Source organism: Crystallibacter degradans (assembly GCF_012952295.1).
In the GTDB taxonomy this organism is placed as follows: Bacteria; Actinomycetota; Actinomycetes; order Actinomycetales; family Micrococcaceae; genus Crystallibacter; species Crystallibacter degradans.
In genome coordinates, this window is sequence record NZ_JABBCH010000003.1 from 264,563 (window position 1) to 290,265 (window position 25,703).

General features: G+C 65.1%; 28 protein-coding genes. 12 read left to right on the top strand and 16 right to left on the bottom strand.

Translation table 11 applies throughout. The features are described 5' to 3' along the window. Nucleotides 1–152: 152 nt before the first annotated feature. The 4 genes from HGO92_RS07900 (at nucleotide 153) to HGO92_RS07915 (ending at nucleotide 3,377) form a co-directional block, all read left to right on the top strand. On the top strand, nucleotides 153–644 hold the full coding sequence (locus HGO92_RS07900; protein ID WP_169993475.1) for a hotdog fold thioesterase: 492 nt from the start codon (nucleotides 153–155) through the stop codon (nucleotides 642–644). Nucleotides 645–658: 14 nt separating this feature from the next. After that, nucleotides 659–1,999 (top strand): phenylacetate--CoA ligase PaaK, encoded by a 1,341-nt coding sequence (gene paaK, locus HGO92_RS07905; protein WP_169993477.1) that lies wholly within the window; start codon nucleotides 659–661, stop codon nucleotides 1,997–1,999. 31 nt (nucleotides 2,000–2,030) lie between these two features. Further along, complete coding sequence (locus HGO92_RS07910) at nucleotides 2,031–2,660, top strand: TetR/AcrR family transcriptional regulator (protein WP_169993479.1); 630 nt, start codon at nucleotides 2,031–2,033, stop codon at nucleotides 2,658–2,660. A gap of 66 nt (nucleotides 2,661–2,726) precedes the next feature. Beyond that, complete coding sequence (locus HGO92_RS07915) at nucleotides 2,727–3,377, top strand: nicotinamide mononucleotide transporter (RefSeq protein WP_169993481.1); 651 nt, start codon at nucleotides 2,727–2,729, stop codon at nucleotides 3,375–3,377. 31 nt (nucleotides 3,378–3,408) lie between these two features. On the opposite strand, the gene paaZ is transcribed toward HGO92_RS07915, so the two are convergent. After that, the gene (gene paaZ, locus HGO92_RS07920) at nucleotides 3,409–5,481 is read right to left on the bottom strand and encodes a phenylacetic acid degradation bifunctional protein PaaZ (protein WP_169993483.1); all 2,073 of its coding nucleotides are present in this window, start codon (nucleotides 5,479–5,481) and stop codon (nucleotides 3,409–3,411) included. Between the two features lie 165 nt (nucleotides 5,482–5,646). Here paaZ and HGO92_RS07925 point away from each other — a divergent pair, with 165 nt between their 5' ends. Then, a complete protein-coding gene (locus tag HGO92_RS07925; RefSeq protein WP_169993485.1) occupies nucleotides 5,647–6,081 on the top strand; it encodes a PaaI family thioesterase in 435 nt (144 codons plus the stop codon). Between the two features lie 310 nt (nucleotides 6,082–6,391). Here HGO92_RS07925 and HGO92_RS07930 read toward each other — a convergent pair whose 3' ends face one another. Both HGO92_RS07930 and HGO92_RS07935 read right to left on the bottom strand, forming a co-directional pair. After that, nucleotides 6,392–7,105 (bottom strand): tyrosine-protein phosphatase, encoded by a 714-nt coding sequence (locus HGO92_RS07930; RefSeq protein ID WP_240974484.1) that lies wholly within the window; start codon nucleotides 7,103–7,105, stop codon nucleotides 6,392–6,394. Nucleotides 7,106–7,109: 4 nt separating this feature from the next. Then, nucleotides 7,110–7,721 (bottom strand): GNAT family N-acetyltransferase, encoded by a 612-nt coding sequence (locus HGO92_RS07935; protein ID WP_169993487.1) that lies wholly within the window; start codon nucleotides 7,719–7,721, stop codon nucleotides 7,110–7,112. Between the two features lie 139 nt (nucleotides 7,722–7,860). On the opposite strand from HGO92_RS07935, the gene HGO92_RS07940 reads away from it, so the two are divergent. Next, complete coding sequence (locus HGO92_RS07940; RefSeq protein ID WP_169993489.1) at nucleotides 7,861–8,760, top strand: SGNH/GDSL hydrolase family protein; 900 nt, start codon at nucleotides 7,861–7,863, stop codon at nucleotides 8,758–8,760. Nucleotides 8,761–8,853: 93 nt separating this feature from the next. Here the strand turns inward: HGO92_RS07940 and HGO92_RS07945 are convergent, their stop codons facing one another. The 6 genes from HGO92_RS07945 to HGO92_RS07970 all read right to left on the bottom strand — a co-directional run bounded on the left by HGO92_RS07945 (nucleotide 8,854) and on the right by HGO92_RS07970 (nucleotide 14,602). Continuing rightward, nucleotides 8,854–9,717, bottom strand: a complete 864-nt coding sequence (locus HGO92_RS07945) for a 3-hydroxyacyl-CoA dehydrogenase family protein (protein ID WP_169993491.1) — start codon at nucleotides 9,715–9,717, stop codon at nucleotides 8,854–8,856. Between the two features lie 5 nt (nucleotides 9,718–9,722). Continuing rightward, nucleotides 9,723–10,526 carry an enoyl-CoA hydratase/isomerase family protein gene (locus HGO92_RS07950; RefSeq protein ID WP_169993493.1) on the bottom strand — a complete coding sequence of 268 codons (804 nt, stop codon included), beginning with the start codon at nucleotides 10,524–10,526 and terminating at the stop codon, nucleotides 9,723–9,725. Beyond that, on the bottom strand, nucleotides 10,526–11,737 hold the full coding sequence (locus HGO92_RS07955) for a thiolase family protein (protein ID WP_074701138.1): 1,212 nt from the start codon (nucleotides 11,735–11,737) through the stop codon (nucleotides 10,526–10,528). Before HGO92_RS07955 ends, HGO92_RS07950 begins: the two co-directional genes overlap by 1 nt. A 196-nt stretch (nucleotides 11,738–11,933) precedes the next feature. Further along, nucleotides 11,934–12,422 carry an SRPBCC family protein gene (locus tag HGO92_RS07960; protein ID WP_169993495.1) on the bottom strand — a complete coding sequence of 163 codons (489 nt, stop codon included), beginning with the start codon at nucleotides 12,420–12,422 and terminating at the stop codon, nucleotides 11,934–11,936. A 9-nt stretch (nucleotides 12,423–12,431) separates the two neighbouring features. Beyond that, nucleotides 12,432–12,893, bottom strand: coding sequence for an SRPBCC family protein (locus HGO92_RS07965; RefSeq protein ID WP_169993497.1), 462 nt, complete (start codon nucleotides 12,891–12,893; stop codon nucleotides 12,432–12,434). Nucleotides 12,894–12,955: 62 nt separating this feature from the next. After that, nucleotides 12,956–14,602 carry an ATP-binding cassette domain-containing protein gene (locus HGO92_RS07970; protein ID WP_169993498.1) on the bottom strand — a complete coding sequence of 549 codons (1,647 nt, stop codon included), beginning with the start codon at nucleotides 14,600–14,602 and terminating at the stop codon, nucleotides 12,956–12,958. A gap of 272 nt (nucleotides 14,603–14,874) precedes the next feature. Here HGO92_RS07970 and HGO92_RS07975 point away from each other — a divergent pair, with 272 nt between their 5' ends. From HGO92_RS07975 to HGO92_RS07990, 4 genes are all read left to right on the top strand, one after another. Beyond that, a complete protein-coding gene (locus HGO92_RS07975) occupies nucleotides 14,875–15,312 on the top strand; it encodes a VOC family protein (protein WP_169993500.1) in 438 nt (145 codons plus the stop codon). A 110-nt stretch (nucleotides 15,313–15,422) separates the two neighbouring features. Continuing rightward, nucleotides 15,423–16,361 (top strand): 1,4-dihydroxy-2-naphthoyl-CoA synthase, encoded by a 939-nt coding sequence (locus HGO92_RS07980; protein ID WP_169993727.1) that lies wholly within the window; start codon nucleotides 15,423–15,425, stop codon nucleotides 16,359–16,361. A gap of 10 nt (nucleotides 16,362–16,371) precedes the next feature. Beyond that, nucleotides 16,372–17,487: an AMP-binding protein gene (locus HGO92_RS07985; protein ID WP_169993502.1), complete on the top strand. Its 1,116-nt coding sequence runs from the start codon at nucleotides 16,372–16,374 to the stop codon at nucleotides 17,485–17,487. Between the two features lie 100 nt (nucleotides 17,488–17,587). Further along, entirely contained in the window at nucleotides 17,588–18,469 is an 882-nt protein-coding gene (locus tag HGO92_RS07990) for a 1,4-dihydroxy-2-naphthoate polyprenyltransferase (RefSeq protein ID WP_169993504.1), read from the top strand. 3 nt (nucleotides 18,470–18,472) lie between these two features. Here HGO92_RS07990 and HGO92_RS07995 read toward each other — a convergent pair whose 3' ends face one another. Next, on the bottom strand, nucleotides 18,473–18,808 hold the full coding sequence (locus HGO92_RS07995; RefSeq protein WP_169993505.1) for a DUF4229 domain-containing protein: 336 nt from the start codon (nucleotides 18,806–18,808) through the stop codon (nucleotides 18,473–18,475). 106 nt (nucleotides 18,809–18,914) lie between these two features. On the opposite strand from HGO92_RS07995, the gene HGO92_RS08000 reads away from it, so the two are divergent. Both HGO92_RS08000 and HGO92_RS08005 read left to right on the top strand, forming a co-directional pair. Then, nucleotides 18,915–19,319: a PLD nuclease N-terminal domain-containing protein gene (locus tag HGO92_RS08000; RefSeq protein WP_169993507.1), complete on the top strand. Its 405-nt coding sequence runs from the start codon at nucleotides 18,915–18,917 to the stop codon at nucleotides 19,317–19,319. 70 nt (nucleotides 19,320–19,389) lie between these two features. Then, nucleotides 19,390–19,761 carry a ribosomal maturation YjgA family protein gene (locus HGO92_RS08005; protein ID WP_346768891.1) on the top strand — a complete coding sequence of 124 codons (372 nt, stop codon included), beginning with the start codon at nucleotides 19,390–19,392 and terminating at the stop codon, nucleotides 19,759–19,761. On the opposite strand, the gene HGO92_RS08010 is transcribed toward HGO92_RS08005, so the two are convergent. From HGO92_RS08010 to HGO92_RS08035, 6 genes are all read right to left on the bottom strand, one after another. Next, nucleotides 19,741–20,469 carry an AAA family ATPase gene (locus HGO92_RS08010; protein WP_169993509.1) on the bottom strand — a complete coding sequence of 243 codons (729 nt, stop codon included), beginning with the start codon at nucleotides 20,467–20,469 and terminating at the stop codon, nucleotides 19,741–19,743. The two genes, HGO92_RS08005 and HGO92_RS08010, sit on opposite strands and share 21 nt — an antisense overlap. Before the next feature lie 346 nt (nucleotides 20,470–20,815). Next, nucleotides 20,816–21,307, bottom strand: coding sequence for a hypothetical protein (locus HGO92_RS08015; protein WP_169993510.1), 492 nt, complete (start codon nucleotides 21,305–21,307; stop codon nucleotides 20,816–20,818). A 158-nt stretch (nucleotides 21,308–21,465) separates the two neighbouring features. Continuing rightward, nucleotides 21,466–22,503 (bottom strand): c-type cytochrome biogenesis protein CcsB, encoded by a 1,038-nt coding sequence (gene ccsB / locus HGO92_RS08020; protein WP_169993512.1) that lies wholly within the window; start codon nucleotides 22,501–22,503, stop codon nucleotides 21,466–21,468. Between the two features lie 12 nt (nucleotides 22,504–22,515). After that, nucleotides 22,516–24,150, bottom strand: a complete 1,635-nt coding sequence (gene resB, locus HGO92_RS08025) for a cytochrome c biogenesis protein ResB (RefSeq protein ID WP_169993731.1) — start codon at nucleotides 24,148–24,150, stop codon at nucleotides 22,516–22,518. Between the two features lie 128 nt (nucleotides 24,151–24,278). Then, the gene (locus HGO92_RS08030; protein ID WP_440915767.1) at nucleotides 24,279–25,061 is read right to left on the bottom strand and encodes a cytochrome c biogenesis CcdA family protein; all 783 of its coding nucleotides are present in this window, start codon (nucleotides 25,059–25,061) and stop codon (nucleotides 24,279–24,281) included. 8 nt (nucleotides 25,062–25,069) lie between these two features. Further along, a complete protein-coding gene (locus tag HGO92_RS08035) occupies nucleotides 25,070–25,684 on the bottom strand; it encodes a redoxin domain-containing protein (protein ID WP_169993514.1) in 615 nt (204 codons plus the stop codon). Between the last annotated feature and the right edge of the window lie 19 nt (nucleotides 25,685–25,703).

A 25,703-nucleotide genomic window follows, 5' to 3' on the forward strand; every position in this document is an offset into this window, starting at 1 on the left:
AGAGTATGACGGCGAGGCTGTCGCAGCTTTCTGCGGCAGCCTCGCTTCCGGCTGGGTGCTGCTGGTGCCTTCTGCTGACTGGGATGACTTGACTTGGCTCACAAATCAGGATTACCTAATGAACATTCGGTAAAGAACAGGGAGGGGCCCACATGACGGAAATCGACGTCGACACCAACCTCGGCGGGCAGCCCGACAGCCCCGCCGCGGAATCTGCTGCGCCCTTCCATCCTGCCTTCGTCAACGACCAGGCCGCCGCGTGGATGGGCGTGGAACTGGTTCGCGCGGAGTTCGGTGATGTTGTCATCCGGATGCGCTTGCGGGACGAGATGCTCAATGGCTTCGGCATGGCGCAGGGCGGCATGATCTTCGCCTTCGCCGACGTCGCCTTCGCACTGGCCTGCAACGATCCGCACGGTGACGGCAGCACCATTACCGTTGCCTCCGGCGTCGATGTTAATTTCATGAATCCGGGGTTTTCAGGCCGTCAGCTGACTGCCACCGCCACCCTCGTCAACCAGACCGGCCGCAGCGGTCTGTACGACATCCGCGTGACCCAGGAGTCCGGGAGCGGCGAGGAAGTCCTCGCCGAGTTCCGCGGCAGATCGCGCACCGTACCCAACCCCGCCGCCAAAAAGCACTAGCAAGGACCTCTTTAATGACCACCACCACCGGAACGAAAGCCCGCAAGTCCACTCCGGCTGAGCCCGAGACCCTCGATCCCGAGGAGCTGATGAGCCGGGACGAACTCGAAGCCCTTCAGCTTGCGCGCCTGCAGCACACTGTGGCTTACGCCTACGAACGTGTGCCGATGTACAAAAAGAAGTTCGACGACGCCGGGGTGCGCCCGGAGGACCTGAAGGAACTGGCCGACCTGGCGAAGTTCCCGTACACGGACAAGGAAGACCTCCGCCAGTCCTACCCGTTCGGCATGTTCGCCGTTCCGCAGAACGAGGTGGCACGCATCCACGCGTCTTCCGGCACTACCGGCCGGGCCACGGTGGTCGGCTATACCAAGGGCGACCTTGAACGCTGGGAGACGCTGTTCGCCCGGTCGCTGCGCGCCTCCGGCGTCAAGAAGGGCTGGAAGGTCCACAACGCGTACGGCTATGGCCTCTTCACCGGGGGCCTCGGCGCACACTACGGTGCCGAAAAGCTTGGCTGCACGGTTATCCCCATGTCCGGCGGCCAGACCGAAAAGCAGATCCAGCTGATCCAGGACTTCGAGCCGGATGCCATCCTCTGCACCCCCACCTACCTGCTGACCATCGTTGATGCCATGGAACGCAAGGGCCTGGACCCGCGCCAGACCTCGCTGAAGGTTGCCGTGCTCGGTGCTGAACCGTGGACCGAGGAAATGCGCCACGAGCTCGAAACCAAGCTCGACATTGACGCCTGCGACATCTACGGCCTCTCCGAAGTCATGGGTCCGGGCGTCGCCGGCGAGTGCATCGATTACAAGGACGGCTCCACGATCTGGGAGGACCATTTCCGCCCCGAGATCATCGATCCGTCAACGGACGAAGTGCTGGCCGACGGCGAACACGGCGAACTGGTGTTCACCTCGCTGACCAAGGAAGCCATGCCGGTCATCCGCTACCGCACCCACGACTTGACCCGGCTGCTGCCGGGCACGGGCCGGGCCAACATGCGCCGCATCGGGCGGATCACCGGGCGCAGCGATGACATGATCATCCTGCGCGGCGTAAACCTGTTCCCCACCCAGATCGAGGAAATCGCGCTGCGCGTTCCGGGCCTGAGCCCGCACTTCCAGCTCGAGATCACCCGGCCGGGCCGGATGGACGAGCTGACCGTGAAGATCGAACGTCGCGACGACTGCACGGCCGAAACCGCCGCCACGGCTGCCAAGGACCTGCAGAAGCAGATCAAGATCCATGTCGGCTCCAGCTGCCGGATCGACATCGTTGAACCAGGCTCCCTCGAGCGGTCCAACGGCAAGCTCCGCAGGGTCTACGACCTGCGCAAGCTCGAGGGCTGACCGACCGAACGTTCATGGAAAGATAGTTGTCATGGTGAAGACGAAGAATCCGGAAACAGCCCGGCGCGGACGTCCGGGATACGACCAGCAGTCAGTGCTGAGCGTAGCCGTCACCGTCTTCAACAAGCATGGCTACGAGGCTACCTCCATGGGCATCCTGGCGGAAAACCTCGGCATTTCCAAGAGCGCTATCTACCACCATGTTCCGTCCAAGGGGGACCTGCTGCGGTTGGCGCTGGAGGAGGCACTGGGCTCGCTGGAAGCAATTCTGGAAGAGCCCGGTGCCTCCGCCGGCCGGGCGGATGACCGGCTGGAGTACGTGCTGCGCCGGACCATCGACGTCCTGACGGAAAAACTCCCCTACGTCACCTTGCTGCTGCGGCTGCGCGGAAACACCGAGGTGGAGCGCAACGCACTGGAACGCCGCCGCGAGTTCGACCACAAGGTTGCGGCCCTGATGGACGCGGCCCGCGAAGAAGGCAGCCTGCGCAGCGATATCGATCCGCGCACCACCACGCGCCTGCTCTTCGGCACGATTAACTCCATCGTCGAGTGGTACAAGCCCGGCGGAAAGCTGACCTCGCAAAAGCTGGCCGATGACCTGATTTCCATGATGTTCGACGGTCTTCACCTGCCAACGGCTGCCCGCGTTATCGCCTGAGAGTCTCCCGCCCCCGGCCGCCGGACTGTTACGCTGGCAGCAACCAATCGGCGTCAGGGGGACGTTATGGACTGGTTCGCGGATTTTCCAGGGGAAACCGGACCGTATATGTGGATATCGCTGGCGAACATGGGTCTCACCATTGCCGGCATTGCGCTCTTTGCCTACAGGTTCCGATGGGTCTGGCTCTTTCCCATCGCCACCACCATCGCCTTTCTCAGTCTCAGCATCCAGGCCCAAGGCATCCGGACCAGTTTCGGCCCAGTGCTCACGCTCGCCGTCTGCATCTACGGCCTATGGCGCTGGCAGCTATACAAAGACGGCGCTACCGCTTCAATCCCGCTAAGACATGCGTACCCAGTGGAGTGGGGCATCGCGGCCGGGCTATTGATCCTCTTCACCCTGATCACAGGTTTTGCCGGCTTCGAGCTGCTGTCCTTTGTCGGTCCCGGGTACGTCCTGAGCAGCCTGCTGTCGTCCCTGCCGCTGGTGATGTACTTGGGGTTCGCGCACGGCATCTTCGAGTCCTGGTATGTGGGTGCCGCTTTCGGGGCCTTGAACCTGGCCAGCCTGGCCGTGCTGGTCCCGGCCCCGCCTGCGGCATTCGCCTATACCGCCGTCGTCCTGGGTCTCTACGTCTTCGGACTGCTTAAATGGAGGGCGGCCCTGAATCATCAGGGCCGCCTTGCTCCGGTGGCTCACCCTGCCGGCAGCTGATACCGCCGGGCAGGAGCAACCGTCACCGCTGCTACTTTTCGACGAGCGTCAGCACGTCGTAGGTGGCAACGATCTCATCGTTCTGGTTGGTCAGGACTGCATCCCAGGCAACCTCGCCGTACTCGTCCGTTTCACGCGGCGTGATCCGCTTCGCGGTTAGTGTCACGCGGATGGAATCGCCGGCCGCAACCGGCGTGATGAAGCGCAGGTTTTCCAGACCGTAGTTGGCCAGCACCGGCCCCGGAGCGGGCTCCACGAAGAGGCCTGCGCCCCAGGCAATCAGCAGGTAGCCATGCGCCACGATGCCGGGGAAGAACGGATTGGTCTCCGCAGCTTCCTGGTTGGTGTGCGCGTAGAACGTATCCCCGGTCTCGTTTGCGAAGGCCGTGATGTCCTCCAGGGTGACCTGCCGCAGGTCCGAGCGCAGCGCATCGCCGATCTTGAGTTCGGCGAGGCTCTTCCGGAAGGGGTGCACCTCGTCGAAATTGCGGTCGGCGCCGGTGTGCCAGACACCGGTAATCGCCGTGAGCATGTTGGGCGAGCCCTGGACCGCGGTGCGCTGCATGTGGTGCAGCACGGAACGGATGCCGCCGAGTTCCTCGCCGCCGCCTGCGCGTCCCGGACCGCCGTGGACCAGGTGCGGCACCGGGGAGCCGTGGCCTGTTGAGGTGCGCGCATCCTCGCGGTTGAGCACCAGCACGCGGCCGTGGTGGGCGGCGATTCCCGTGACCAGTTTGCGCGCGGTCTCGGGGTCGTTGGTGGCGACGGTGGCAACCAGGGAGCCTGAGCCCATGGCTGCGAGCCGGATGGCGTCATCCAGGTCCTTGTAGCCGATGACGGAGGAAACCGGCCCGAACGCCTCGCGCGAGTGCACCGCCTCCGCCTCTGCGTCGGCAAACTTCAGCAGCACCGGGGACATAAATGCGCCGTCGTCGACGCTCCCGACGGTTCCGTCCTGCATGGTGACCTTAGGGGAATCCAGCGTGCCATACGCCAGTTCGCCACCGGCGTCGAGCATTTCCTGAACTGCCGCGCGCACGTCGGCAAGCTGCTCCAGCGAAGCCAGGGCGCCCATGGTCACGCCTTCGGCCCGCGGATCGCCGACGACAACCCGCTCCTCGATCCGCGTCCGCACGGCGTCGACAACGTCCTGCACACGCTCGGTCGGGACGATGGTGCGGCGGATGGAGGTGCACTTTTGGCCGGCCTTGGCCGTCATTTCGGTGACCAGCGACTTGATGAAGGCGTCGAACTCAGGGGTGCCCGGCACGGCATCGGGACCCAGGATCGCTGCGTTCAAGGAGTCAGCTTCCGCCGTGAAGCGAATACCGCCCTGGGCGACATTCGGATGGGACTTCAGCAGATTTGCGGTGGTAGCCGAACCGGTGAAGGAGACCGCATCGCGGTAGTCAAGGTGGTCCAGCATGTCCCGGGCGGAGCCGGAAATAAGCTGCAGGGAGCCGGCCGGCAGAATGTTGGACTCGATGATGAGCTTGACCGCGGCGGCCGTGACGTAGCCGGTGGGAGTGGCCGGCTTGACGATGGTGGGAACGCCCGCGATGAACGCCGGCGCGAACTTCTCCAGCATGCCCCACACGGGGAAGTTGAAGGCGTTGATCTGCACGGCCACACCCGGAATACGGGTGTAGATGTGCTCACCGATGAAGGAACCGTCCTTGGCGAGCACTTCGGCGGGCCCGTCGATGACCACCTGGGAATTGGGTAGTTCACGCCGGCCCTTGGAACCGAAGGTGAAAAGGACGCCGATGCCGCCGTCGATGTCGATCATATTGTCGATCTTGGTGGCGCCCGAGCGGTGGGAAAGCTCGTAGAGCGCCTCACGGTGGCTGTTGAGGAACTGTGCCAGTTCCTTGAGTTTCAGCGCACGCTGGTGGAAGGTCAGCTTGCCCAATTCGGTCTGGCCGACGCTCCGGCCGTACCGGACCATTTCTGCCAGATCCAGCCCGTCCGTGCTCACTTGGGCCAGCACATCGCCTGTGCTGGCGTCACGGACCTCGGTACCGGTTACCCCGGATTCCGGCGTCCACCAGGCGTCCTGGACGAAACTCGGCACAAATTCAACACCAACGGAGGTTGTGGTCATCGTTGACTGCCCTTTCCTTCTCTGGGGACGAATCGCAGTATCGTCCACAGTATCGACAAGCATCTGAACAACGCAGGATAAACAAACTGAACGGTCGTTCGGTAACATGTCTACACTACATGAATGCGTCCGAAGCCAACAGGACGGAAGGGTCAGGATCGACTAATGCAGCCGGATATCAAGACAGAAAACGAGCAGGATCAGCCATGGAAGATCGTCCTCGGCGAACTGGACGAGAAGATGGGCGTTAAGATCCTGGAAGAATCTGCCCAGCGCGTCGTCGCCACCATGCCGGTGGAGGGAAACCGGCAGTCTTTCGGCCTGCTGCACGGAGGTGCCTCCCTGGCGTTCGGCGAGGCCATCGGGTCCTGGGCGGCCGTGATCCATGCCGGCAAGGGCCGCTCCGCCGTCGGTGTCGATGTCTCAGCCACGCATCACCGTTCGGCACGCAGCGGCAGGATCACAGGCGTGGCCACCGCGATCCACCTGGGCCGCACCACCACCAGCCATGAGGTCGTGATTTACGACGACGAGGAACGCCGGCTGTGCTCCATGCGCATCACCAACCTCATTCTGGACCGCCCCAAACCCGGCGAATAGTGCGCCGGCTACTCAAGAAAGACCAGTAGAAAATCGAGTAGTGGAGATCCTCCCTTCTCCCCTAACCGGCCGGTAGTGTTTCAAGCACGAAGCCCGCACCGGCGTCAGCGGAGGCCCGGCAGACCGCCCAGCAGAAATTGCTGACGGTAAAGCAGCCACCATCCGCGGACTCCTGCCCCGCACGTTCAAGACGAACATGACGACGGCAGCGGGCGGACCGTCGAGTGCAGCACCGTGTATGCATGAGTCCCTCGGCGGCGTTGGGGAAGGCCGCGGTGGCAGCTTGGGGAAGCTGCCACCGCCGCCAAAGTCAGTCCAGATGCAACCGGCTCCGTAGTTGCCGCAGCTCCGTCTCGCCCAGTCCGTTCCGCAACAGGTACTTTGCGGCGTCGAAACCTTCCGCGGCTGCCTCTACCGCTGCGCGGGTGTCCTCGATCCGCGCAGCAAGCTCCGGACCGGAGACGTACCGTTCAATCGGATGCCGATAAGGGCTGATGCGGTGCCACTCGTTGATGCCACGCAGGCCGAACTCGTAGTGGTCCGCAATGGTGCCGGTGTCCGCGCCGGCGAGGTTCAGCAGCAGCATCGCGATGAGTCCGGTGCGGTCGCGTCCGGCCGAGCAATGAATAACGACGGCGCCCTCCGCCCCTGCCAGGGACCGGGCTATCGCTGTGATCTTGTGCGGAAAGAGCCGGAGGTTGTCCGGGTAGGAACTCGGATGGCTCATGTACGGTCCGCTGAGCTCGCGGAACTCCGCGTGGTCTGGTTCTTCCGTCGGGCAGTTAAGCACGGTAAAGGGCGAGCGGACCTCGGCCGCGACCTCGGGATCCGTTTCGCGGCGCAAGCGCTCCCCCACGTTCCGCAAATCGATAACGGTACGCACCCCGTCGTCGTACATCTGGCGCCAGCCGGTCTCCGTCAGCCATTCCGAACGGCCCATACCGAAAATGTCCCCGGCAATCCGGCGCGCATTGACCGCGCCCTCCCACTCCATCGGGCGGATCCGCTCCAGCCGTGCCGTCATGCCCTCACCGGTCCCCTGCGTCAGTACGGACTTTGTCCAGCCTGGCCTGGAGACCGCGCTTGACTATGGGCCACTCGGAATCGAGCACGGAGTAAACAACCGTGTCGCGCACGGTTCCGTCCGGCATTTTTGTATGGTTGCGCAGCACGCCGTCCTGCTTCGCCCCGAGACGTTCGATGGCTTCGCGGGACTGATGGTTCATCCAATGCGTCCGGAACTCCACTGCGCGACAGCCGAGCTTTTCGAAGGCATGCGTCATCAGGACCATCTTGCTGTCCGGGTTTGCTCCGGTCCCCTGCGCGCTGGCCCGGGTCCACGTGTAGCCGATCTCCACCCGCGGGGTGTCCGTATCGATGTTGCAGAAGGTGGTCATGCCGAGGACCACGCCGTCGGAGAGCCGGCTGACGGTGAACGGCAGCATGGTGCCCTGGTCCTGTTTCTCCATCCGGCGGCGGATCTCCAGTTCCATGGTCTCCGGGGAGGGAACCCGCGTATACCAGAGGTTCCACAGCTCGCCGTCGCGTACAGCATCCTCCAGTGCTGGCATGTGGCGCCTGCGCAAAGGCTGCAGTCGGACGTACTTACCGGTCAGGGTCAGCGGCTCGAACAGTGACATGGACTCATCTTAGGACCTTGGAAAAACCTTGGGATCCCGAAAATTTGACGCATCCCATCGGCGTGTCGCAAAACTTCTTGTTAGCCGACACGACGTGAAACGTGCCACGTCGGCAGCCGTCACGGGTATTTTGGGACGCATGAAAGCCAATTTTCGAGGCCGTACCGGCCTGACTAAGCGCGTTGGTGCGCTGACAGTTCTGGTTGCCGGTCTTGTAGCCGGGTCTGTCGCTGCACCTGCCGTCGCCCATGAGGACTCCGTTGATCTGGTCGTTCTCGGCGACTCCTACTCGGCCGGCATCGGTGCCGGCACATTCATGGACAGCACCGTGCTTCCGGGCGCGAACTGCCTCATTACAGATTCCGGGTATGCCGAAGCTCTGGAAGAGCGCCGCCATGCTGTCAACGCTACCAATGCAGCCTGCTCGGGTGCCAAGGCTTTGGTTGACGTCGACGATGATCCGGACGTTCCGGACGTTCCCGATCAAATTCTTGCGGCTACCGATGATCTCGGCGAGCACACAGACCTAGTGGCCATCACGGCAGGTGGAAACGACGTCTCGTTTGGCACGATCATTTACGCATGCGCAAAGCTGACGTTGAAGGACTGCAACGACGCAGTGGCCGGAGCCGTCTTCGTGGCCGAAAAGCAGGTCGCCCCGGCACTGAAACACGACTACAAACTGATACGTGATGAGGCGCCAGATGCGGCCATCGTCGCACTCGGCTATCCACACTTGTTCTCTACCGAGGGCGCCACAGCCTCGCCCCTGTCTCCCGAAGCCGCAAAGGTATTCAACGACGGAGTGGACCGGCTAAACAGCATCATCAAGCAAACTGCGGAAAGTTCCGAGTCCAATGCGGTCTACGTCGATGTGACCAAACGATTCCGGAATCATGGGATCGGGTCATCCGACCCGTGGATCAACTTCGATCCCGCCAATCTGCAGCACCCCAACAACTACCACCCGACTGAAAAAGGCTATGAGAAGGGCTACGCGAAGGTCCTGAAACCTGTAGTCCGTTCCTTGCGGGACTAGTAGTCAACCGAAAGTAATAGTCATAAACAATCGCCCGTCGGAGAAACTCTCCGACGGGCGATTGTTTGCCTGCTTAGTGCGTTTGGGGTGTGCCTAGCTATCCCAGCTGAAGAAACCCTTGCCGCTCTTGCGTCCGAGCTCGCCCTTTGCCACCTTGTCCCGCAGGATCTGCGGCGGCGCAAAGCGCTCCCCCAGGGTGGAGTGCAGGTACTCGGCGATGCCCAGTCGGACGTCCAAGCCCACGATGTCCGTCGTCTTCAGCGGCCCCACGGGGTGCTTGTAGCCGAGAACCATGGCCGCATCGATGTCTTCCGCCGAGGCCACGCCTTCCTCCACCATGCGCATGGCTTCCAGGGCGATGGCCACCCCCAGACGCGATGAAGCGAAGCCAGGGGCGTCATTGACGACGACGGCGGTCTTGCCCAGCGACTGGACCCATGACCGGGCCGCAGCGGCCGACTCATCCGAGGTCTCCTCGGCCAGCACCACCTCGACCAGCAGCGAAGCCGGCACCGGATTGAAGAAGTGCAGGCCGCAGAAGTTGGCAGGCCGTTCGAGCTGTTCGGCGAGCTTGCCAACCGAGAGCGACGAGGTGTTGGTGGCCAGCCAGGCGTTCGGAGGCAGCTGCGCTTCCACGGCTTTGAGCGCCGTCGACTTCAGTTCGAAGTCTTCCGGTACGGCTTCAACTACCAGGCCGCAGCTGCCGAAGGAGTTGTAGTTGACCGAGACCGACAGCCGCTGGGTCAGCGCCTCGATGGTCTCGGTGGTGGTGCCGCGCTGCACGCTCTTGAGCAACGCATCGGTGACCCGGCGGCGCGCGCCTTCCGCGGCGTCGTCGTCCCTTTCCACCACAACTACCTCGGCACCGGCGGTCAGGAAGGCGTGGGCGATGCCTGCACCCATGCGGCCGCCGCCGAGCACGCCTACTTTGCTAGGTACCGTATCTACTGTTTCCATGTGGCTTACTTGCTTTCTGTCTGCTTTTCCTTGGCCGCCCGCTTGGCAGCGCTCTTGTCGAGAAACGCCTGCATACGGTCGAATTTGGCTTCGGATTCGAACAGGATTCCCTGCGCGATCGTATCGATGACGGGGTGGACTTCCCGCGGAGTGTGGAACACGCTCTTGGTGATCCGGACGGCCAGCGGGTCCTGGGCCCCGATCCGGTCCGCCAGCGCGTGGGCGGCGTCGATCAGGACCTCCGCCTCGTGAACTTCGGTGACCAGATGCACCGCCAGGGCTTCCTGCGCACCGAGGATGCGGCCGGCCAGCAGGATTTCCTTGGCCAGCGGTTCGCCGACCAGTTCCTTCAGGCGCCAGGTGGCTCCGGCGGCTGCCATGATGCCAAGGTTGGTCTCCGGCTGGCCGATCTTCACACTCGGTGTGGCCAGGCGGAAGTCCGCGGCGTAAGCCAGTTCGGCCCCGCCTCCGAGGGCATAGCCGTCGAGGGCGGCGATGACCGGCATGGGCAGCTGGGCTATCCGGTTGAAGATGGTCGAGTTAATCCCGGCCAAGGCATCCTCACGACGGCGTTCGCGCAGCTGTGCGATATCCGCACCGGAGGCGAAGATCCCCTTACCGTTGACCTGCGTACCTGACAGGATCATGATCCGCGGCTGCCGCTCCAGCACTGCACAGATGGCATGCAGTTCATCGACCATGGCCTGGTCGATGGCGTTGCGGACCTCCGGCCGGTGCAGCTGGACGTGGATCCGGTCCTCGCGCTCTTCGAGCAGCAGGGTGGAGAACTCGTGCGTTTCGAAGAGCATCAGACCCGCTCGATGATCATCGACGTTCCCTGGCCCACGCCCACACACATGGTGGCCAGGCCGCGCTGGGCGTTCTCGCGTTCCATCCGACCCAGCAGGGTCACCACCAGACGTGAGCCGCTGGAACCGAGCGGATGCCCCAAGGCGATGGCCCCGCCGTCGTTGTTTACGATGCTCTGGTCGATCTTCAGGTCGCGCAGCACGGCCAGGGACTGGGTGGCGAAGGCTTCGTTGAGTTCGACGGCGCCGAGGTCCTCGACGCTCCAGCCGGCCTTGTCCAGCACCTTGCGGGTGGCCGGGACCGGGCCGACGCCCATGATTTCCGGGGCGACGCCGGCGGAGGCGCCTTCCACAATGCGGGCGCGCGGGGTCAGGCCGAACTTCTTCACGGCCGCCTCGGACGCCACGATGATCGCGGACGAGCCGTCGTTGAGGGAGCTGGAGTTGCCGGCCGTGACCACGCCGCCGGGCTTGATGATGGGCTTGAGCCCGGCGAGGACCTCGAGGCTGGTGCCCGGGCGCGGGCCCTCGTCCGTGTCGACGACGGAGGTGCCCTTGCGGCTCTTGACCGTGACGGGGACAATCTCGTCCTTCAGCCGGCCGCCCTCGATTGCCGCGATCGCCCGCTCGTGCGACTGCACGGCGAAGGCGTCAGCGTCCTCGCGGGAGATGCCGTAGACATCGGCGACCTCCTCGGCCGTCTCCGGCATGGAGTAGGTCATTTTGCCATCGCGCGACAGGTCGCCCTTGGCGAAGCGCTCGTTGACGAACCGCCAGCCGATGGACGTGTCGAACTGCTCGCCGGGCTTAGCGAAGGCCTTCATCGGCTTTTCCTGCACCCAGGGCGCGCGGCTCATCGACTCGACGCCGCCGGCCACGACGATGTCCGCGGCGCCGGCCTTGATCATGTGCGAGGCCATAATGATGGCGCTCAGCCCCGACGCGCACAGGCGGTTGACGGTAATGCCGGGCACGTGGTCCCCGTAGCCGGCCAGCAGCCAGGCCATGCGGGCAACGTTGCGGTTTTCCTCGCCGGCACCGTTGGCGTTGCCGAAGATGACCTCGTCCACGGCGTCCGGATCCACGCCCGCGCGGTGCACGGCTTCCTTGACCACGAGCGCGGCCAGATCGTCCGGGCGTACCGCGGACAGTGCGCCTCCATAGCGGCCAACCGGGGTACGGGCCCCGCCAATCAGGAATGCCTCAGCCATTGAATTTTCCCTCGCGCTCGAGTGTCTTGGATGACGATGTGCGGACGGCTCCGACGGATTTTGCCCGGCAGAAATTACCGACCGACCGTTCTATAAAGAATCCCACGCGCGCTGGCGAGGGTCAACTGAAGCATCAGTCCAAGGCGTTACATGACTCCGGGCGCTGTCAACATAACGACGACGGCGGGCGGCTTACTTACTGCCCCAGCGCCTCGCTGTAGTGCCGGACGAGTTCTTCATGGGACTGCCCCGCGGCGGCGGCGGAGCCGTCCAGGAAAGCCGCCAGCTGCTCCAGGCAGCCGTGCCAGCCGGCAGCAACGTTGGCAACCCTGGCCGGATCCTGAATGGTGTTCGTGAGCAGGAGCAGGCTGCCGCCGGCATCGGGCTGCAGCTGCCAGCGAAGCACTTCCTGGTCCCAGCTGAAGGCGAGCAGGTGCGGCGGATCCAGCTCCAGGACCTTGCCTTCGTCAGGTTCTTCATCCGGAAAACGGAACTCGATGACTCCGCCGACGTGCTGTTCCAGCCGGACCGCGCAGGGGAACCACGCCGAAAGTTCAGAGTCCTCGCTCAGCGCGCGCCACAACCGTTCGACGTCGTGGCCGTACCGGCGGCGGAAACGCAGCACCGGCTGGCCCTCCACCGTGCTGTCCAGACTGACATCCACCTTGAATTTTCCTGCCGTCATACTTCCTCCTCAGGCACGGTTTTCGGCCTTGGCCGCGATGTCCTTCAAGTCCTGTGCCATCGCTTTACGGGCGGCGTTCATGCCGAACTTGCCGAACACAGCCATCATCAGCTTGGTCAGCGCGCCCGGGCGGGCCTGCTCGGCACCGAAGAACATTGTCAGTTCCGTACCGCCCGCCACCGGACGCAAGGTGAAGCGCGTGGTGTAGTCGGCGCCGCCGGACTGCGCCTTAACCGTGGTGGCATGGGGAGCCTGGGCGTCTGCAACCCACATCTCTTCGGTGGCTTCCTTCCCCATCATTTTCCGGGTTTCCCGCCAACGGAAGCCTTCGGTGTAGGGGCCGGGTGTGAGGACCTCCACCTTGGTTACACCGGACAGCGTTCCCGCGGCACCGTCGATATCCGTCAACACCTCCCACACGGCCTCCACCGGTGCATTCACGTGCTGGGTCAACTCCAGTTGATGCGCCATTGATCCCTCTGGTTTCTAACATGTGTATCCGCGATGGTCTGCCCAACACAGTAGCCCATGGGTCAGACAGCCACTGGGAAAGGCGCGACCCGGCCGTCGACCAGCCGCAGTTCCGCGCCGGGCCCGGTGCCGCCGAAGCGCCCGGCGAACCAGGCACCCAGTTGGCGGTCGTGGCTGACCATGACAAGGGTTCCCGCGTAGGCGGCGAGCGCTTCCTCCAGCTCACCCACCAACGCCGGAGCGAGATGGTTGGTGGGCTCGTCGAACAGCAGCACGTCGTAATGGCCAACCAGCAGCCGGGCCAGCGCCAGCCGGCGATACTGCCCCACGGACAGCGCCCCGACCGGCACAAAGAAGTCCGCGGTGCGGAACAGCCCGAGGGCCAGCAGCTTCTCCGCGTGTTCCTCGGTATCGCCGGGCAGTCCGGTGCCGAAAGCCTGCAGCAGCCGGTGCTCCGGGTGGGCCGGCGGGGCAAGCTCCTGGGGCAGGTAGCCCAGCCGCCCGCGACGGCGCACAGTTCCGCTGTCGGGTACCAGCCGGCCGGCCAGCACATCCAGCAGCGTGGTTTTACCCGCACCGTTGGGGCCGGAGACCAGCAGTTTCTGCCCGGCCGCCAGTTGAAGGCCGTCCATCTGCAACCTGCCTTCAACCACGACGCCGGACGCCTCCAGCATGGTTCCGGTCAGGCCGGTGCCGCCGAAGTCCGCGGCCAGCTTCAGTGGTTCGGGCGGCCGCTGCACGGGCCGGGCCTGCAGCCGGCGCAGCCGTTCCTGGGCGTTGCGCAGCCGGCTGGTCCGTGCCGACTCCACGGTGCTGGTCTTGAAATCGAAGGCCATCTTGTCTTTGTCCGGCCGGTCCGGAACGTCGTCGAACTGCTCCTGGTGCCGGGCAATTTTCGCCTTTTCCGCCGCGATCGCGTCCAGCCAGGTGCCGTAGGCCTGAGCCCAGCGCTGGCGCTCGGCCGCTTTCTCCCGCAGATATCCGGTGTAGCCGTTGCCGTAGCGCGTCAAGGTACGGCGGTCCGCGTCCACTTCCACCACGGTGGTGGCGACGCGTTGCAGGAAGGTTCGGTCATGCGAAACGGCGACGACGGTGCCCGGGTGCGCGGCGAGGGCATGTTCCAGCCACTCGACCGCGCTGTTGTCCAGGTGGTTGGTCGGCTCGTCCAGCAGCAGCACCGGGGCGGGATCCGCCAGCAGGCAGGCGAGCGCCAGGCGTCCCTGTTCGCCGCCAGAGAGCGAGCCGATCTTCCGGTCCCTGGTGATATGCCCGAGGCCCAGCCCGTTCAGCGCGCCGTCCACGCGGGCATCCGCGGCGTAGCCATCGCGCAGCCGGTAGGCCGCGAGCAGCTCGTCGTACCGGCCGCTTTCCTGCGCCTTGCCGCCGGCCATAGCGGCCTCGAGTCCGCGGAGTTCCGATTCCATGGTGCGCAGTCCGGACAAGGACGCGTCGATGGCCTGTCCAACAGAGGACGACGGCGGCAGGTCCAGCGTCTGCCCCAGGTAACCGTGGGTGCCGTGGACGGCAACGGTTCCAGCGTCCGGCTGTTCAAGACCGGCCAGCAGCCTGAGCAAGGTGGACTTGCCGGCGCCGTTCTCGCCGATGATGGCCAGGTGTTCGCCGAACGGGATGACAAGGCTGACGTTGTCCAGCAGGAGCCGGCCGCCGTAGCCGTGCGAAAGGTGTGAGAGATGAATATGACCGGTCACGGTAACCCCATTGCGTCGAATAGTTATGCCTGCGGGGCGCGCGCGGCCACGGGGCCGGTGTGCAGCGGGCAGGCAAATGGACGAAAGCGGGTTACAGCTTCATGCCTTCCAGTGTGGGAGCGCCGGGATGGAGCTGTCAACGTTTCAACGCCCCTCCGTGCAGTTGCGGGCCGTGGACGCCGCATGTGCTGGACCAACCGTCGTCGCTTTCGCGGACAATAGCTGTCCGGAAGACTCTGGCGCACGAATGGCCGGGCGCCTACCGTCGAAACATGACCTACAACTTGCAGATAGTCGTCGATTGCGCCGACGCCCACAGCCAGGCCGACTGGTGGGCCGAAACCCTGGGCTGGTCGGTGGAGCAAACGGACCCGGAATTCATCAGCGAAATGATCGCCAAGGGCCACGCCCGCGAGGAAGACACCGTCATCCATAACGGCATGCTGGTTTGGCGGGCCGGCGCCGCCATTTCTCCGCCGGGGGAAAAGGACTTGCCCGATGGCCGGCGGATCCTCTTCCAGCCGGTCCCGGAACCGAAGACGGTGAAGAACAGGCTGCACTGGGACGTGCGCCTTGCCGGCGACGACAGGGACGTGGTCCGGGCGCGGCTTGAAGCACGCGGTGCCAAGTTCCTGTATGACGCCCAGCAGGGACCGTACAGCTGGGAGACCATGGCCGATCCGGAAGGCAACGAATTCTGCCTCACGTGACAGGTCGGTTTTGGGCCCGGGGCTAAACTCGCTATGTGAGCTTTGAGAATTCTGCCCCCGCGCCCGCCACTGCCGTTCCGGAAGCCAGCAACCAAGCACAGGCCGCCGCCCTGCCCGCAAAGGTGTCAGATGTCTTCGACCCCGCCCAGTGGCGCGAGGTATCCGGTTTCGACTTCCAGGACATGACGTACCACCGCCAGGTGGAACGGGACACGTCCGGCGCCGTGCTGCGCGATCTGCCCACGGTGCGTATCGCCTTCAACCGGCCCGAGGTCCGCAATGCTTTCCGGCCCGGCACGGTGGACGAGCTCTACCGTGCACTGGACCACGCCCGGATGACGCCGGATGTGGCGACCGTCCTGCTGACCGGCAACGGCCCCTCCCCCAAGGACGGCGGGCACTCGTTCTGCTCCGGCGGCGACCAGCGGATCCGCGGCCGCGACGGCTACCGCTACGCCGACGGCGAGACGCAGGAAACCATCGACCCGGCCCGCGCCGGACGGCTGCACATCCTCGAAGTCCAGCGCTTGATGCGCACCATGCCCAAGGTGGTCATCGCCGTCGTTAATGGTTGGGCGGCCGGCGGCGGCCACAGCCTCCACGTGGTCGCTGACCTGACCATCGCCTCCCGCCAGTACGGCAAGTTCAAGCAGACCGATGCCACCGTCGGCAGTTTCGACGCCGGCTACGGCTCGGCGCTGCTGGCCCGCCAGATCGGCCAGAAGGCCGCCCGCGAAATCTTCTTCCTGGCCCGCGAGTACTCCGCCGAAGACATGGTCCGGATGGGCGCCGTCAACGAGGCCGTGGACCACGAGCGTCTCGAAGCGACCGCACTGGAGTACGCCGCGGATATCGCCCGGCAGTCGCCGCAGGCCATCCGCATGCTCAAGTTCGCGTTCAACCTCGCGGACGACGGGCTGGCCGGCCAGCAGGTCTTCGCCGGCGAGGCCACCCGCTTGGCCTACATGACGGACGAGGCCGTGGAGGGCAAGGAAGCCTTCCTGGAAAAGCGCGATCCCGACTGGTCCCGCTTTCCGCACTACTTCTAGGGCTGCCCGGATGAACATCGATCCGGCGCTGAAGGCACTGTCCGCGGCGCTGGCAGGCGCGGGCCCCGCCGTCGAAATCGCACCTGATGGCACCCCCGAGCCGGTTACCTCGGCCGGTCTGGCGCCGGAGACCGCAGCGGTAGTGCGGACCTCGGGCTCGACCGGCACGCCGAAGGCCACCATGCTGGGCATTGAGGCGCTGGCCGCGTCCTCGATGGCCACGGCCATGCGGCTGCAGGGCGAGGGCCAGTGGCTGCTGACGCTGAGCCCCAACTATGTGGCCGGCCTGCAGGTGCTGGTGCGTTCGCTCTACGCGGGCACCCGCCCCTGGGTGATGGACCTGTCGGCGGGCTTCACCCCGGAGGCATTCACCGCCGCGGCGGGCGAGCTCACGGATAGGTTCCGGCTGGTCTCGCTGGTCCCCACCCAGCTGCACCGGCTGCTCACGGACCCGTCCCCGGAAACGGTCCAGGTGCTGCGCCGCTTCGACACCATCCTGCTTGGCGGCGCCCGGATGTCCGACGACCTGCGCGCGGCGGCCCGGAAGCATTCACTGCGGATTGTCCGTACCTACGGCATGAGCGAGACCTGCGGCGGCTGCATTTACGACGGCGTACCGCTGGACGGCGTGCAGCTGGGGCTGGATGCAGGCCGGATTTCCATCGGCGGCGACGTCCTGGCCTCGGGCTACCTGGACAACCCCGAGCTCACGGACGCGCACTTCAGTACCACTCCGGACAAGGATGGCTCGGCCACCCGCTGGTTCCTCACCGAGGATCTGGGTGAAATGCACGACGGCGTTCTGACCGTCAGCGGGCGGGCGGACGATGTGCTCATCACCGGTGGCGTCAAGGTTTCCGCCGCCGCCGTCGCCGCGGCCGTCGAGACCGTCCCCGGGGTGGAGGCCGCCCTGGCGGCCGGGGTCGAGGACCCGGAATGGGGCACCCGGGTGGGCGCCGCCGTCGTCGGTCAGGCGGACGATGAGCTGATCCGCCGCACGGTCCGCGAGACGCTGGGGCCGGCCGCGGTGCCGCGCATCCTCGTGCGGCTGGATGCCCTGCCGCTGCTGGCCAACGGCAAGCCGGACCGGTTGGCCGTGGCGCAGGCGCTGCGCGAAGCCGGCTGATACCCGCCGCCCACCAGCGATAAGCGAGAATAGTTCATTGCGGCCGGCACCGGATCCGGTCCGCCGCCATCATTACCGTTCACGAAAGCAGGATCTTCACGTGGCTACAGTTGCCCAATGGTTTGAAGGCGCACGCCCCCGCACGCTGCCGATGGCGGCTGCCCCGGTCATCGTGGGCAGCGCCGCGGCCTTCGACCTCGAGGCCTTCAACCCAACGCGGGCTTTGCTGGCGCTGCTGATCGCCCTGCTCTTCCAGATCGGCGTCAACTATGCCAACGACTACTCGGATGGCATCCGCGGCACCGACGACGTCCGCGTGGGACCCATCCGCCTGACCGCTTCCGGCGTGGCCTCGCCGAAGTCCGTCAAGTTCGCGGCGTTCGGCTGTTTTGGGCTGGCGTTGATCGCCGGGCTGGCCCTGATTATTTTGTCCCAGACCTGGCCGCTGCTGCTGGTGGGCGCTGGCTGTGTCATTGCCGCGTGGGGCTATACCGGCGGCAGCAACCCCTATGGTTACCGGGGCCTGGGCGAGGTCTTCGTGTTCTTGTTTTTCGGCATCGTGGCGACCATGGGCACCACCTACACCCAGGCGCTGCAGGTCAACTGGGCTTCATTCGTAGGTGCAGTAGGCACCGGGCTGATCGCCACGGCGCTGCTGATGGCCAACAACGTGCGGGACATTCCCACGGACCGCGAGGTCGGGAAGATCACCCTTGCCGTCCGGCTGGGCGACGAGGCGGCACGGATCAGCTACGTGATGATGCTGGCCGTTGCCATCCTGCTGCCGCTGGTCCTGGTCAACGAGCATCCGTGGATCCTGCTGGTGCTGCTGCTGGCCCCAGTGTGCCTGATGCCCAGCTGGGTCATGCTCAAGGGCAAGAAGCGCAAGGACCTGATCCCGGTGCTGAAGCAGACCGGCATCATCAACCTGTGCTTCGCCGTCGCCTTCTCGCTGGGTCTGGCGCTGACCCGGCTGATGTAGCGGTCAGTCCGCCGTCGGCTTGTCTTCGGGCTTGGTGTCTTTGGGCTTGCGGTCCGCGTCCACCCGGAGCTCGCCATAGCGGTCCACGGCCTCGTCTTCGGCCATCGCATCCGAGATCTCGGTTGAGGTCCGCAGGGGCGCGGCCTTGCCCGAGAACCGGTGCCGCAGGGACTCCGAAGCGGCGTCGCGCATTTCGCGGAAGAACAGGTACGTGATGCACCACCCAGCCACGGCAGCCACGAGGGCGGAGAAGATCAGGCCAACGCCCAACCACATGCAGATGACGAAGATTACGGCAACAATACCTAGCCGCAGAGCGGTAAATTTCCAGAAAGCCACCACACAAGTTTACGCTGTCGGCGCCAGCCGGGCCTCCGGTCGCGCTCAGAGCGGAAAGCCTGCTACGCGCGCAGTGGCGACGCCCCGGCTCAACTACACTTAATGCATGGCCCGTGTCTACATAATGCTCGTTGTACTCGCAGTCGCAATCATCATTTATGCGCTGATCGAGTGCATCCGCTCGCGGCCGCAGGAAGTCCGCAGCATCTCAAAACCGGGCTGGATCCTCACCATCATCCTGGTCCCGCTGATCGGCGCCCTGCTCTGGTTTGCCTTCGGGCGGCCGCGCGCTTCAAAACAGGCCCAGCAGGCGGCCCCGCGCCGGCCCATGGCGCCCGATGAGGACGTCGCGTTCTTGCGCAACCTGGACGTGCAGCGCCGGCAACGCCAGCGCGAGGAAGCGCTGAAGAAGCGCGAAGAGGAACTCAAGAGGCAGGCCAAGGACAAGGGCCGCAGCGGCACGAACCAGGTCAGCGAAGAGGATCCGGAAAATCCGAACACCCCGCGCTGACGGATTACGACGGCGGGCCCTCCTCACCAGCGCAGCGCTGACCATCGCTGCCGGGCTGCTGGTCCGGTTCGTGGGCAGCGGCACCTGGACCAACCACACCGGCGACGCACTCTACGCGGCGCTGGTCTACCTTCTGGTGGCCGCCGTGGCTCCGCGGATCCCAAGCGTGCTGACCGCGGCCGCCGCATTGGCGGTGTGCACCGCCGTCGAACTCCTCCAGCTTTCGCCCCTGCCCGCCGCACTCGGCGAAATCTTCCCGCCGGCGCGCCTGGTTTTCGGCACCACGTTCGGCATGCTGGACCTGGTTTCCTACGGAACGGGTGTGCTGGCAGCGGGCCTGCTGGACGGCGTGCTGCGCCGCCGGCTCCGCGTCCAGCGTCCTGGCAGCCGGAGTCACGGCGGCGCCGCCCCCGCAGAAACCTCAGGTCAGAATGTGCCGTAGGTAGCGTTCCGGCGCGTCCAGATAGGACTTCCAGTTGATGACCAGATCCAGCTCATCCCAGTCCTTGCGCCCAATGCCGTGCTCGCCGGTCTCATAGATAGTGGCTCCGGGCAGTGACGCGAGCACCGGCGAATGCGTGGCACACAGTACCTGCGACCCGTTCGCTGCGAGGTCGGAGAGGACTCCGATCATGGCGAGCGTCGAGCTGAAGGACAGTGCCGCTTCCGGCTCGTCCAGACAGTAGAAGCCGGGCATTGCGAGATAAGTCTCGGCAACCGCGAGGAATGACTCTCCGTGGCTCATCCGGTGGAAGTCGTGTCCGCCTTCCAACCCGCGCTGGAAGGAGTAGTAGCCGTGCATGGTTTCCGCGCGCAGGAAGAATCCCCATTTTGGGATTCCCGGGGTTTTGACCAGTGAGAGCCAATCGCTCAGCGGTGATTCGGAGTCGTACGTGGCGTGCGAGGAATTAACGCTGCCTCCCTCGGGCCCCAACCCGTAAGCGGCGGCGATTGCTTCGACGAGCGTCGACTTCCCGCTGCCGTTCTCCCCCACCAGGAAGGTCACGCCTTCCGGCAGTTCCAATCCCGACTCCAGCACACTGGCGACTGCCGGGATGTTTGCCGGCCATGCATCCGGCTCGATGGCCGCATCGCCTCTGGCGCGGATTTCCCGCACGATCCGGCGGTCGTTGGAGGCTGTTCCGCTCATCTATGACCAATATCCATGAGTCCAGCACCCTCCCCTTTTTGCGCCCAAGTACAGATCCTAGGTCCTCCGGATGCGTTGTTGCTGGCAGCACCGCCTGCGACTGTCTCGAAGCAAGGGTATCTGCCCGTCATGCAGTCGGTAGTTGCGGCCCGCGTCCTGTCCGTGCAGGGATCAAGCAGGCTTGGGCGGCCCGTGAGGCTGACGCCGAACGGACAATTGGTCCCTGAGCGCCTGTCTCCACTTCTCGTGGCCATACACGTAGAGGCCCGCCAACGCGACAGCGAAGATGAGATTCCCGCCAAGGTGCAGCGGTGGGCCGTCGAGGGCGACCAGCGCGTCGACGAGATCAGCTGCCGCCAAGGCACCTCCGATCCACCAGGACTCGATGATCCCGTGGGCAAACCCAACGAACACAACCATCCTGCAAGGCGGTCAAAACGAGAACCTGGATGAACGGCGGCGGGCCGGCAATGGCCAGCATCTCCTGGGCTCCCGGTGCTACAGCGGCCGCGAAGAGCAGGACCAGGACCGCGCCAATGGACCAATCACGTTTCGTGGCGTGCCGTACGGCGATTCTGCCGGTGCCCGCATCACGGCGGCCCAGCCAGCGGCATAGTCCGTAGAGGATAACGGCCAGCAGGACGAAGCCGCCAAGATGGCCAATCCCCAGCGCCCACGCCAGCAGGACCGACACCAGGCCTAGGGCCAGCGGAATCAGCCATGCCGCCCATTGACGATGGCCGAAGAGCAGGATCGACAGCAGATTCAGGAACGTAGATGTTAGCCACAACCAGGTCAGCAGGCCAGTACCGATGAGGAAGTCCCTTACTTGCTCCACGCAGCCCCCCGTCGAAACGATTCCCCTCAGCCTAGTTCGCCCGTCCCGATCCAGCGCTGTAAGGCGGCTCCTTGTGGTGAACCGGCGGACAAAAACGGGACCTGCGCACCGGTTGTCCAGTGCGCAGGTCCCGTTCGGAAATTAGCGGTGCGATCCGTTTATTGAATTCCGGAGTAGCTGTGCAGCCCGGAGAAGAAGACGTTCACAATGGTGAAGTTAAAGACCACGCAGAGGTAGCCGACGATGGAAAGCCAGGCGGCCCGGGTTCCGGTCCAGCCGCGGGTGGCGCGGGCGTGCAGGTAGCCGGCGTAGACCACCCAGATCACGAAGGTCCAGACTTCCTTGGTGTCCCAGCCCCAGTAGCGGCCCCACGCCTTCTCTGCCCAGATGGCGCCTGCCATCAAGGTAAAGGTCCACAGCACGAAGGCGATGGCATTCACCCGGTACGCGAAGTTCTCCAGCGACAAGGCCGACGGCACGAGGCGCAGGAAGCCCATGCGCTCCGGCTGCCCGGCGCGGGCGCGGGCTTCTCGGTTTGCCTGCAGCAGTTGCAGCACGGACATAGCGAAAGTCAGGGTGAACAAAGCGGAGGCGATCACGGCGATCGAGACGTGGATGATCAGCCAGTAGCTCTGCAGGGCCGGCACCAGGTGGGCCACCGGCGTCGGGAAGCCGATCGCAGCCGCGCACAGCATGATGACAACCAGGCCAATAACAAACGAGCCCAGAAAGCGTACGTCCTTGCGGGTGAGGACCACCAGGAATACGACGGCGACAACCAGGCCGCCGGTGGTGCAGAACTCGTACATGTTGCCCCACGGCACCCGATGCGCCGCGATGGCCCGGGAGATCACGCCGGCCGCGTGGACGAGGGCAGCCACGATGGTTATGGCGACGCCAATTCGAGCGGCGACGCGACGTTCCTTGGTGTAGACCATGGCTTCGTCTGCCGTTTCGACGGACGCGCCGGCCCCTGCTTTTCCAGCGGAACCGGTTGCTGATGTCCCGGCGCCCGCTCCGGCCAGGACCTTCTGCTCGGACTGCTCGCGGGCCAGGCGGGATTCGACCGACCGGATGGTCTTGCTGGAGGTTGCCAGGTCCCAGCAGAAGGCTATGAACGCCACGGTGTATGCCATGGCAGCCAGCAGGATGAACAGCTCGCTGTACTGGCCGAGCGTCTCGTCAATGGAGGGCATTGGAGTGGATCCTTAGGAGTTTTTTACGCCGACGGCGCTTTTGTTATTGTCTGCCTGCTGGTCCTGGTTGGCCAGCCATTCCTTCTCGAAGAGTTTGCGCAGGGCCGCGGATTCGCCTTCCAGCCTGGGGTCTTCGCCGCGGGCCAGCAGCCCCCACTCAACCATGGTCCGGCCGTCCTCGTGGGTACCGGCACGGACCCAGACGCGGCGGCGGCCGATGAACAGGGAGGCGCTCAGGCCGATGATGGCGAGCGTCGAGAACACCAGCGCGCCGGCCTGGCCCGGGTCGTGGTCGATATCCAGGGCAACGTAGCGCTTCAGTCCGTCGAACTTGACGCTGCCCAGTCCGTTCGGCAACTCGTAGCTTTCGTAGGCGCCGAGGGAGAATTCGCCGGCCTCGTCCTCGCCGTCGCTCATGGATGTCAGGGTGGAGGTGTCCAACACGTAGACGTTCTTCGGGTCGCCTTCGTCCAGGCCCAGGTCGCCGTAGTAACCGTTCAGGTACAGCCGGGGGTTGAACGGATCCGGGTCGCTGCCTACGGCCACGCCGTCGGAACCTTCCACCGCGGTGGGCAGGAAGAAACCCACAAAGCCCAGCTGTTCCGGCTGGGCGTCCGGGACCTTGATGACCATGGTGGAGGTATAGGCGCCGTCGTTCGGCACCGACACCACGGGCCCCTGCAGCGCGATGTTGCCGTCGCCATCGCGGATCGTCACGACCGGGGCATAGCCGTTGCCGACCAGATACACGCTCGTTCCGCCGATGGACAGCGGCTCGTTGACCTTCAGGGTCTGCTGCTCAGGTTCCGCTTCGGGCGATTCCTTGGTGGTCAGGACGGCGGTGAAGTCCAGCGGCTGGCCGTAGTGCGTGTCCGATTCACGGTCGAAGACCACATCGAAGCTGTCCAGCTGCAGCGAATACGGCTCCAGCTGGTCCTCGTGGAAATTGCTGCCCGGGGAGAAGTTGTCGTAGCCCACCAAAGTGTTGACGAAGGATTCACCCTCGACGATGATCTTCTGGCCGCGGTAGCCGAACAACCCGCCGACGGCCACGGAGACCAGGACGCCGATCAGCGAGACGTGGAAGACCAGGTTGCCGATTTCCTTCAGGAAGCCGCGCTCGGCACCGACGGAAGGCATCGCGCCGTCCTTGCCGCGCACTTCCACCCGGTAGCCGCGGCGTTTGAGCAGGCGGGCGGCGTCGTCGACGGCGGATTCCCGCGTGACCTCCAAGCTGGACGGCAGTGCCATCGAACCGTATTCCGGCAGCCGGGAGAGCCGGCGCGGGGTCCGCGGCGGCTGGGAACGCATGGCCTTCCAGTGCTGGATGGCGCGCGGGACCACACAGCCGATCAGCGAGATGAACAACAGCAGGTAGATTGCCGAGAACCAGACCGACGAGTAGACGTCGAACAGCTGGAAACGGTCCAGCCAGGGGCCGGTTTCCGGGTTGTCCGTGAGGTATTGGGTGACGACGGCGGGGTTCGCCGGCCGCTGCGGGAACAGCGAGCCCGGCACGGCGGCGACGGCCAGCAGCAGCAGCAAAAACAGCGCAGTGCGCATGCTCGTCAGCTGCGTCCAGATCCAGCGCAAGGTGCCGACGAAACCCAAGGCGGGCAGGGCGACGTCGTTCTTCGCCGAAGGCATTTTGTCCTTCTTCGCCGGGCCCCAACCGCGGGCGGCATCCGCCTTGCCGGCCGGGCCTGCCTGCTCCACGCCCGGCGTCTGGGGCGCGTCGGACGCGGGCGTCTCGGGAGTCTTAGGTGTTTCGCTCATCAGATGGGGAGCCTCACTTCATTTGCGAACCAGTCCTGCAATTGCGTTACCCAGATCCCCCACATCCCGGTGGCCATCAGCACACCGAGAACCACCAGCAGCGCCCCGCCTGCCCGCTGCAGGAACAGGCGGTGCTTGCGGAAGAAGGCCATGGCGCCCATGCCCCGCCGCACGCCAAGCGCGATCAGCAGGAACGGTATGCCGAGCCCCAGGCAGTACACAAAGGCCAGGAAGGCGCCCTTGGTCGCATCGGCGCCGCCGGAATACGCCAGCGCCTGGACGGCGGAGAATGTAGGGCCGATGCACGGCGCCCAGCCCAGGCCGAAGGTCATCCCTAGGACCGGAGCGCCCCAGAGCCCGGCCGGCGGGCGGGAGTGGATCTTGCGGTCGCGCTGGAACCAGGCCAGACCGCCCATGAAGATCACGCCCATCGCAATAACGACGACGCCGAGCGCCTGCGTGACCCACGCGGCTTCGGATCCCTTCAGCCACGCTCCCAGTTGCCCGAATACCGCCCCGATGGCCACGAAGACAATGGAGAAGCCCAGCACAAACAGGCCGATGCCGGCAAGCATCCGGCCGCGCCGCTGGCGTTCCAGGTCCACGCCGGTCAGGCCGGTGACGTAGCCGAGGTAGCCCGGCACCAGGGGCAGGACGCAGGGGGAAAGGAAAGACACCAGCCCTGCCAGCATGGCCACCGGGATGGCGAGCAGGACGGAGCCGTTCAGGACAGTATCGCCGAAGGCGCTGCCGATGCTCAGGGGGACGTAGGCCGCAGTCAGTTCCACGGTCAGGCGGCCGCTGTGTCTCTGATCAGCGCTTTCAGCGTGCCCTTGTCCGCGACGCCCAGGATGCGGGCCGCAACCCGACCTTTCTTGTCGAGCACGAGCGTGGTGGGGACGGCCTGCGGCGGGACGTAGTTGGTCATTGCCAGCAGGATGCCGCCGTCTTTGTCATTAAAGCTGGGGTAGGTCACGCCGAAATTGCGCTCAAAGGCTTCCGCCGTTGCCCGTTCGTCGCGGATGTTCACGCCGTAGAACTGCGCCTCGTCGGTGAACTCCTCGCTCAGCGCCTGCAGGTCCGGGGCTTCCAGCCGGCACGGTGCGCAGGCGGCGTACCAGAAGTTCAGCACCGTGACCTGGCCGGCGAAATCGGCGGCCTCCACGGCGGTGCCGTCGAAGAGCTTCCCGGAGAGCTGGACCGGTTCACCGCGGGTGGCGGCATCATATTCGGTCACCGAGCCGTCCCCGGCGATGTAGTTTTTGTTGTCGCCGGCATTGGCCTGCTGGGCCAGCGAATCCTCCACGGTGCAGGCGGCCAGGGGCAGGGCAAAGACCAGTCCCGCACCAAGCTTGAGCAGGGAACGGCGGTTGAACGGCTGGGGGGTTTGGGCAGTCACAATCACACTTTTCTTCGTGGGCTGG

What these genes read in the sequence shown, in the direction of transcription:
- HGO92_RS07900 (WP_169993475.1), top strand. Translation starts at nt 153, where the DNA reads ATGACGGAAATCGACGTCGACACCAACCTCGGCGGGCAGCCCGACAGC.
- paaK (WP_169993477.1), top strand. Translation starts at nt 659, where the DNA reads ATGACCACCACCACCGGAACGAAAGCCCGCAAGTCCACTCCGGCTGAG.
- HGO92_RS07910 (WP_169993479.1), top strand. Translation starts at nt 2,031, where the DNA reads ATGGTGAAGACGAAGAATCCGGAAACAGCCCGGCGCGGACGTCCGGGA.
- HGO92_RS07915 (WP_169993481.1), top strand. Translation starts at nt 2,727, where the DNA reads ATGGACTGGTTCGCGGATTTTCCAGGGGAAACCGGACCGTATATGTGG.
- paaZ (WP_169993483.1), bottom strand. Translation starts at nt 5,481, where the DNA reads ATGACCACAACCTCCGTTGGTGTTGAATTTGTGCCGAGTTTCGTCCAG.
- HGO92_RS07925 (WP_169993485.1), top strand. Translation starts at nt 5,647, where the DNA reads ATGCAGCCGGATATCAAGACAGAAAACGAGCAGGATCAGCCATGGAAG.
- HGO92_RS07930 (WP_240974484.1), bottom strand. Translation starts at nt 7,105, where the DNA reads ATGACGGCACGGCTGGAGCGGATCCGCCCGATGGAGTGGGAGGGCGCG.
- HGO92_RS07935 (WP_169993487.1), bottom strand. Translation starts at nt 7,721, where the DNA reads ATGTCACTGTTCGAGCCGCTGACCCTGACCGGTAAGTACGTCCGACTG.
- HGO92_RS07940 (WP_169993489.1), top strand. Translation starts at nt 7,861, where the DNA reads ATGAAAGCCAATTTTCGAGGCCGTACCGGCCTGACTAAGCGCGTTGGT.
- HGO92_RS07945 (WP_169993491.1), bottom strand. Translation starts at nt 9,717, where the DNA reads ATGGAAACAGTAGATACGGTACCTAGCAAAGTAGGCGTGCTCGGCGGC.
- HGO92_RS07950 (WP_169993493.1), bottom strand. Translation starts at nt 10,526, where the DNA reads ATGCTCTTCGAAACGCACGAGTTCTCCACCCTGCTGCTCGAAGAGCGC.
- HGO92_RS07955 (WP_074701138.1), bottom strand. Translation starts at nt 11,737, where the DNA reads ATGGCTGAGGCATTCCTGATTGGCGGGGCCCGTACCCCGGTTGGCCGC.
- HGO92_RS07960 (WP_169993495.1), bottom strand. Translation starts at nt 12,422, where the DNA reads ATGACGGCAGGAAAATTCAAGGTGGATGTCAGTCTGGACAGCACGGTG.
- HGO92_RS07965 (WP_169993497.1), bottom strand. Translation starts at nt 12,893, where the DNA reads ATGGCGCATCAACTGGAGTTGACCCAGCACGTGAATGCACCGGTGGAG.
- HGO92_RS07975 (WP_169993500.1), top strand. Translation starts at nt 14,875, where the DNA reads ATGACCTACAACTTGCAGATAGTCGTCGATTGCGCCGACGCCCACAGC.
- HGO92_RS07985 (WP_169993502.1), top strand. Translation starts at nt 16,372, where the DNA reads ATGAACATCGATCCGGCGCTGAAGGCACTGTCCGCGGCGCTGGCAGGC.
- HGO92_RS08000 (WP_169993507.1), top strand. Translation starts at nt 18,915, where the DNA reads ATGGCCCGTGTCTACATAATGCTCGTTGTACTCGCAGTCGCAATCATC.
- HGO92_RS08010 (WP_169993509.1), bottom strand. Translation starts at nt 20,469, where the DNA reads ATGAGCGGAACAGCCTCCAACGACCGCCGGATCGTGCGGGAAATCCGC.
- ccsB (WP_169993512.1), bottom strand. Translation starts at nt 22,503, where the DNA reads ATGCCCTCCATTGACGAGACGCTCGGCCAGTACAGCGAGCTGTTCATC.
- resB (WP_169993731.1), bottom strand. Translation starts at nt 24,150, where the DNA reads ATGCCTTCGGCGAAGAACGACGTCGCCCTGCCCGCCTTGGGTTTCGTC.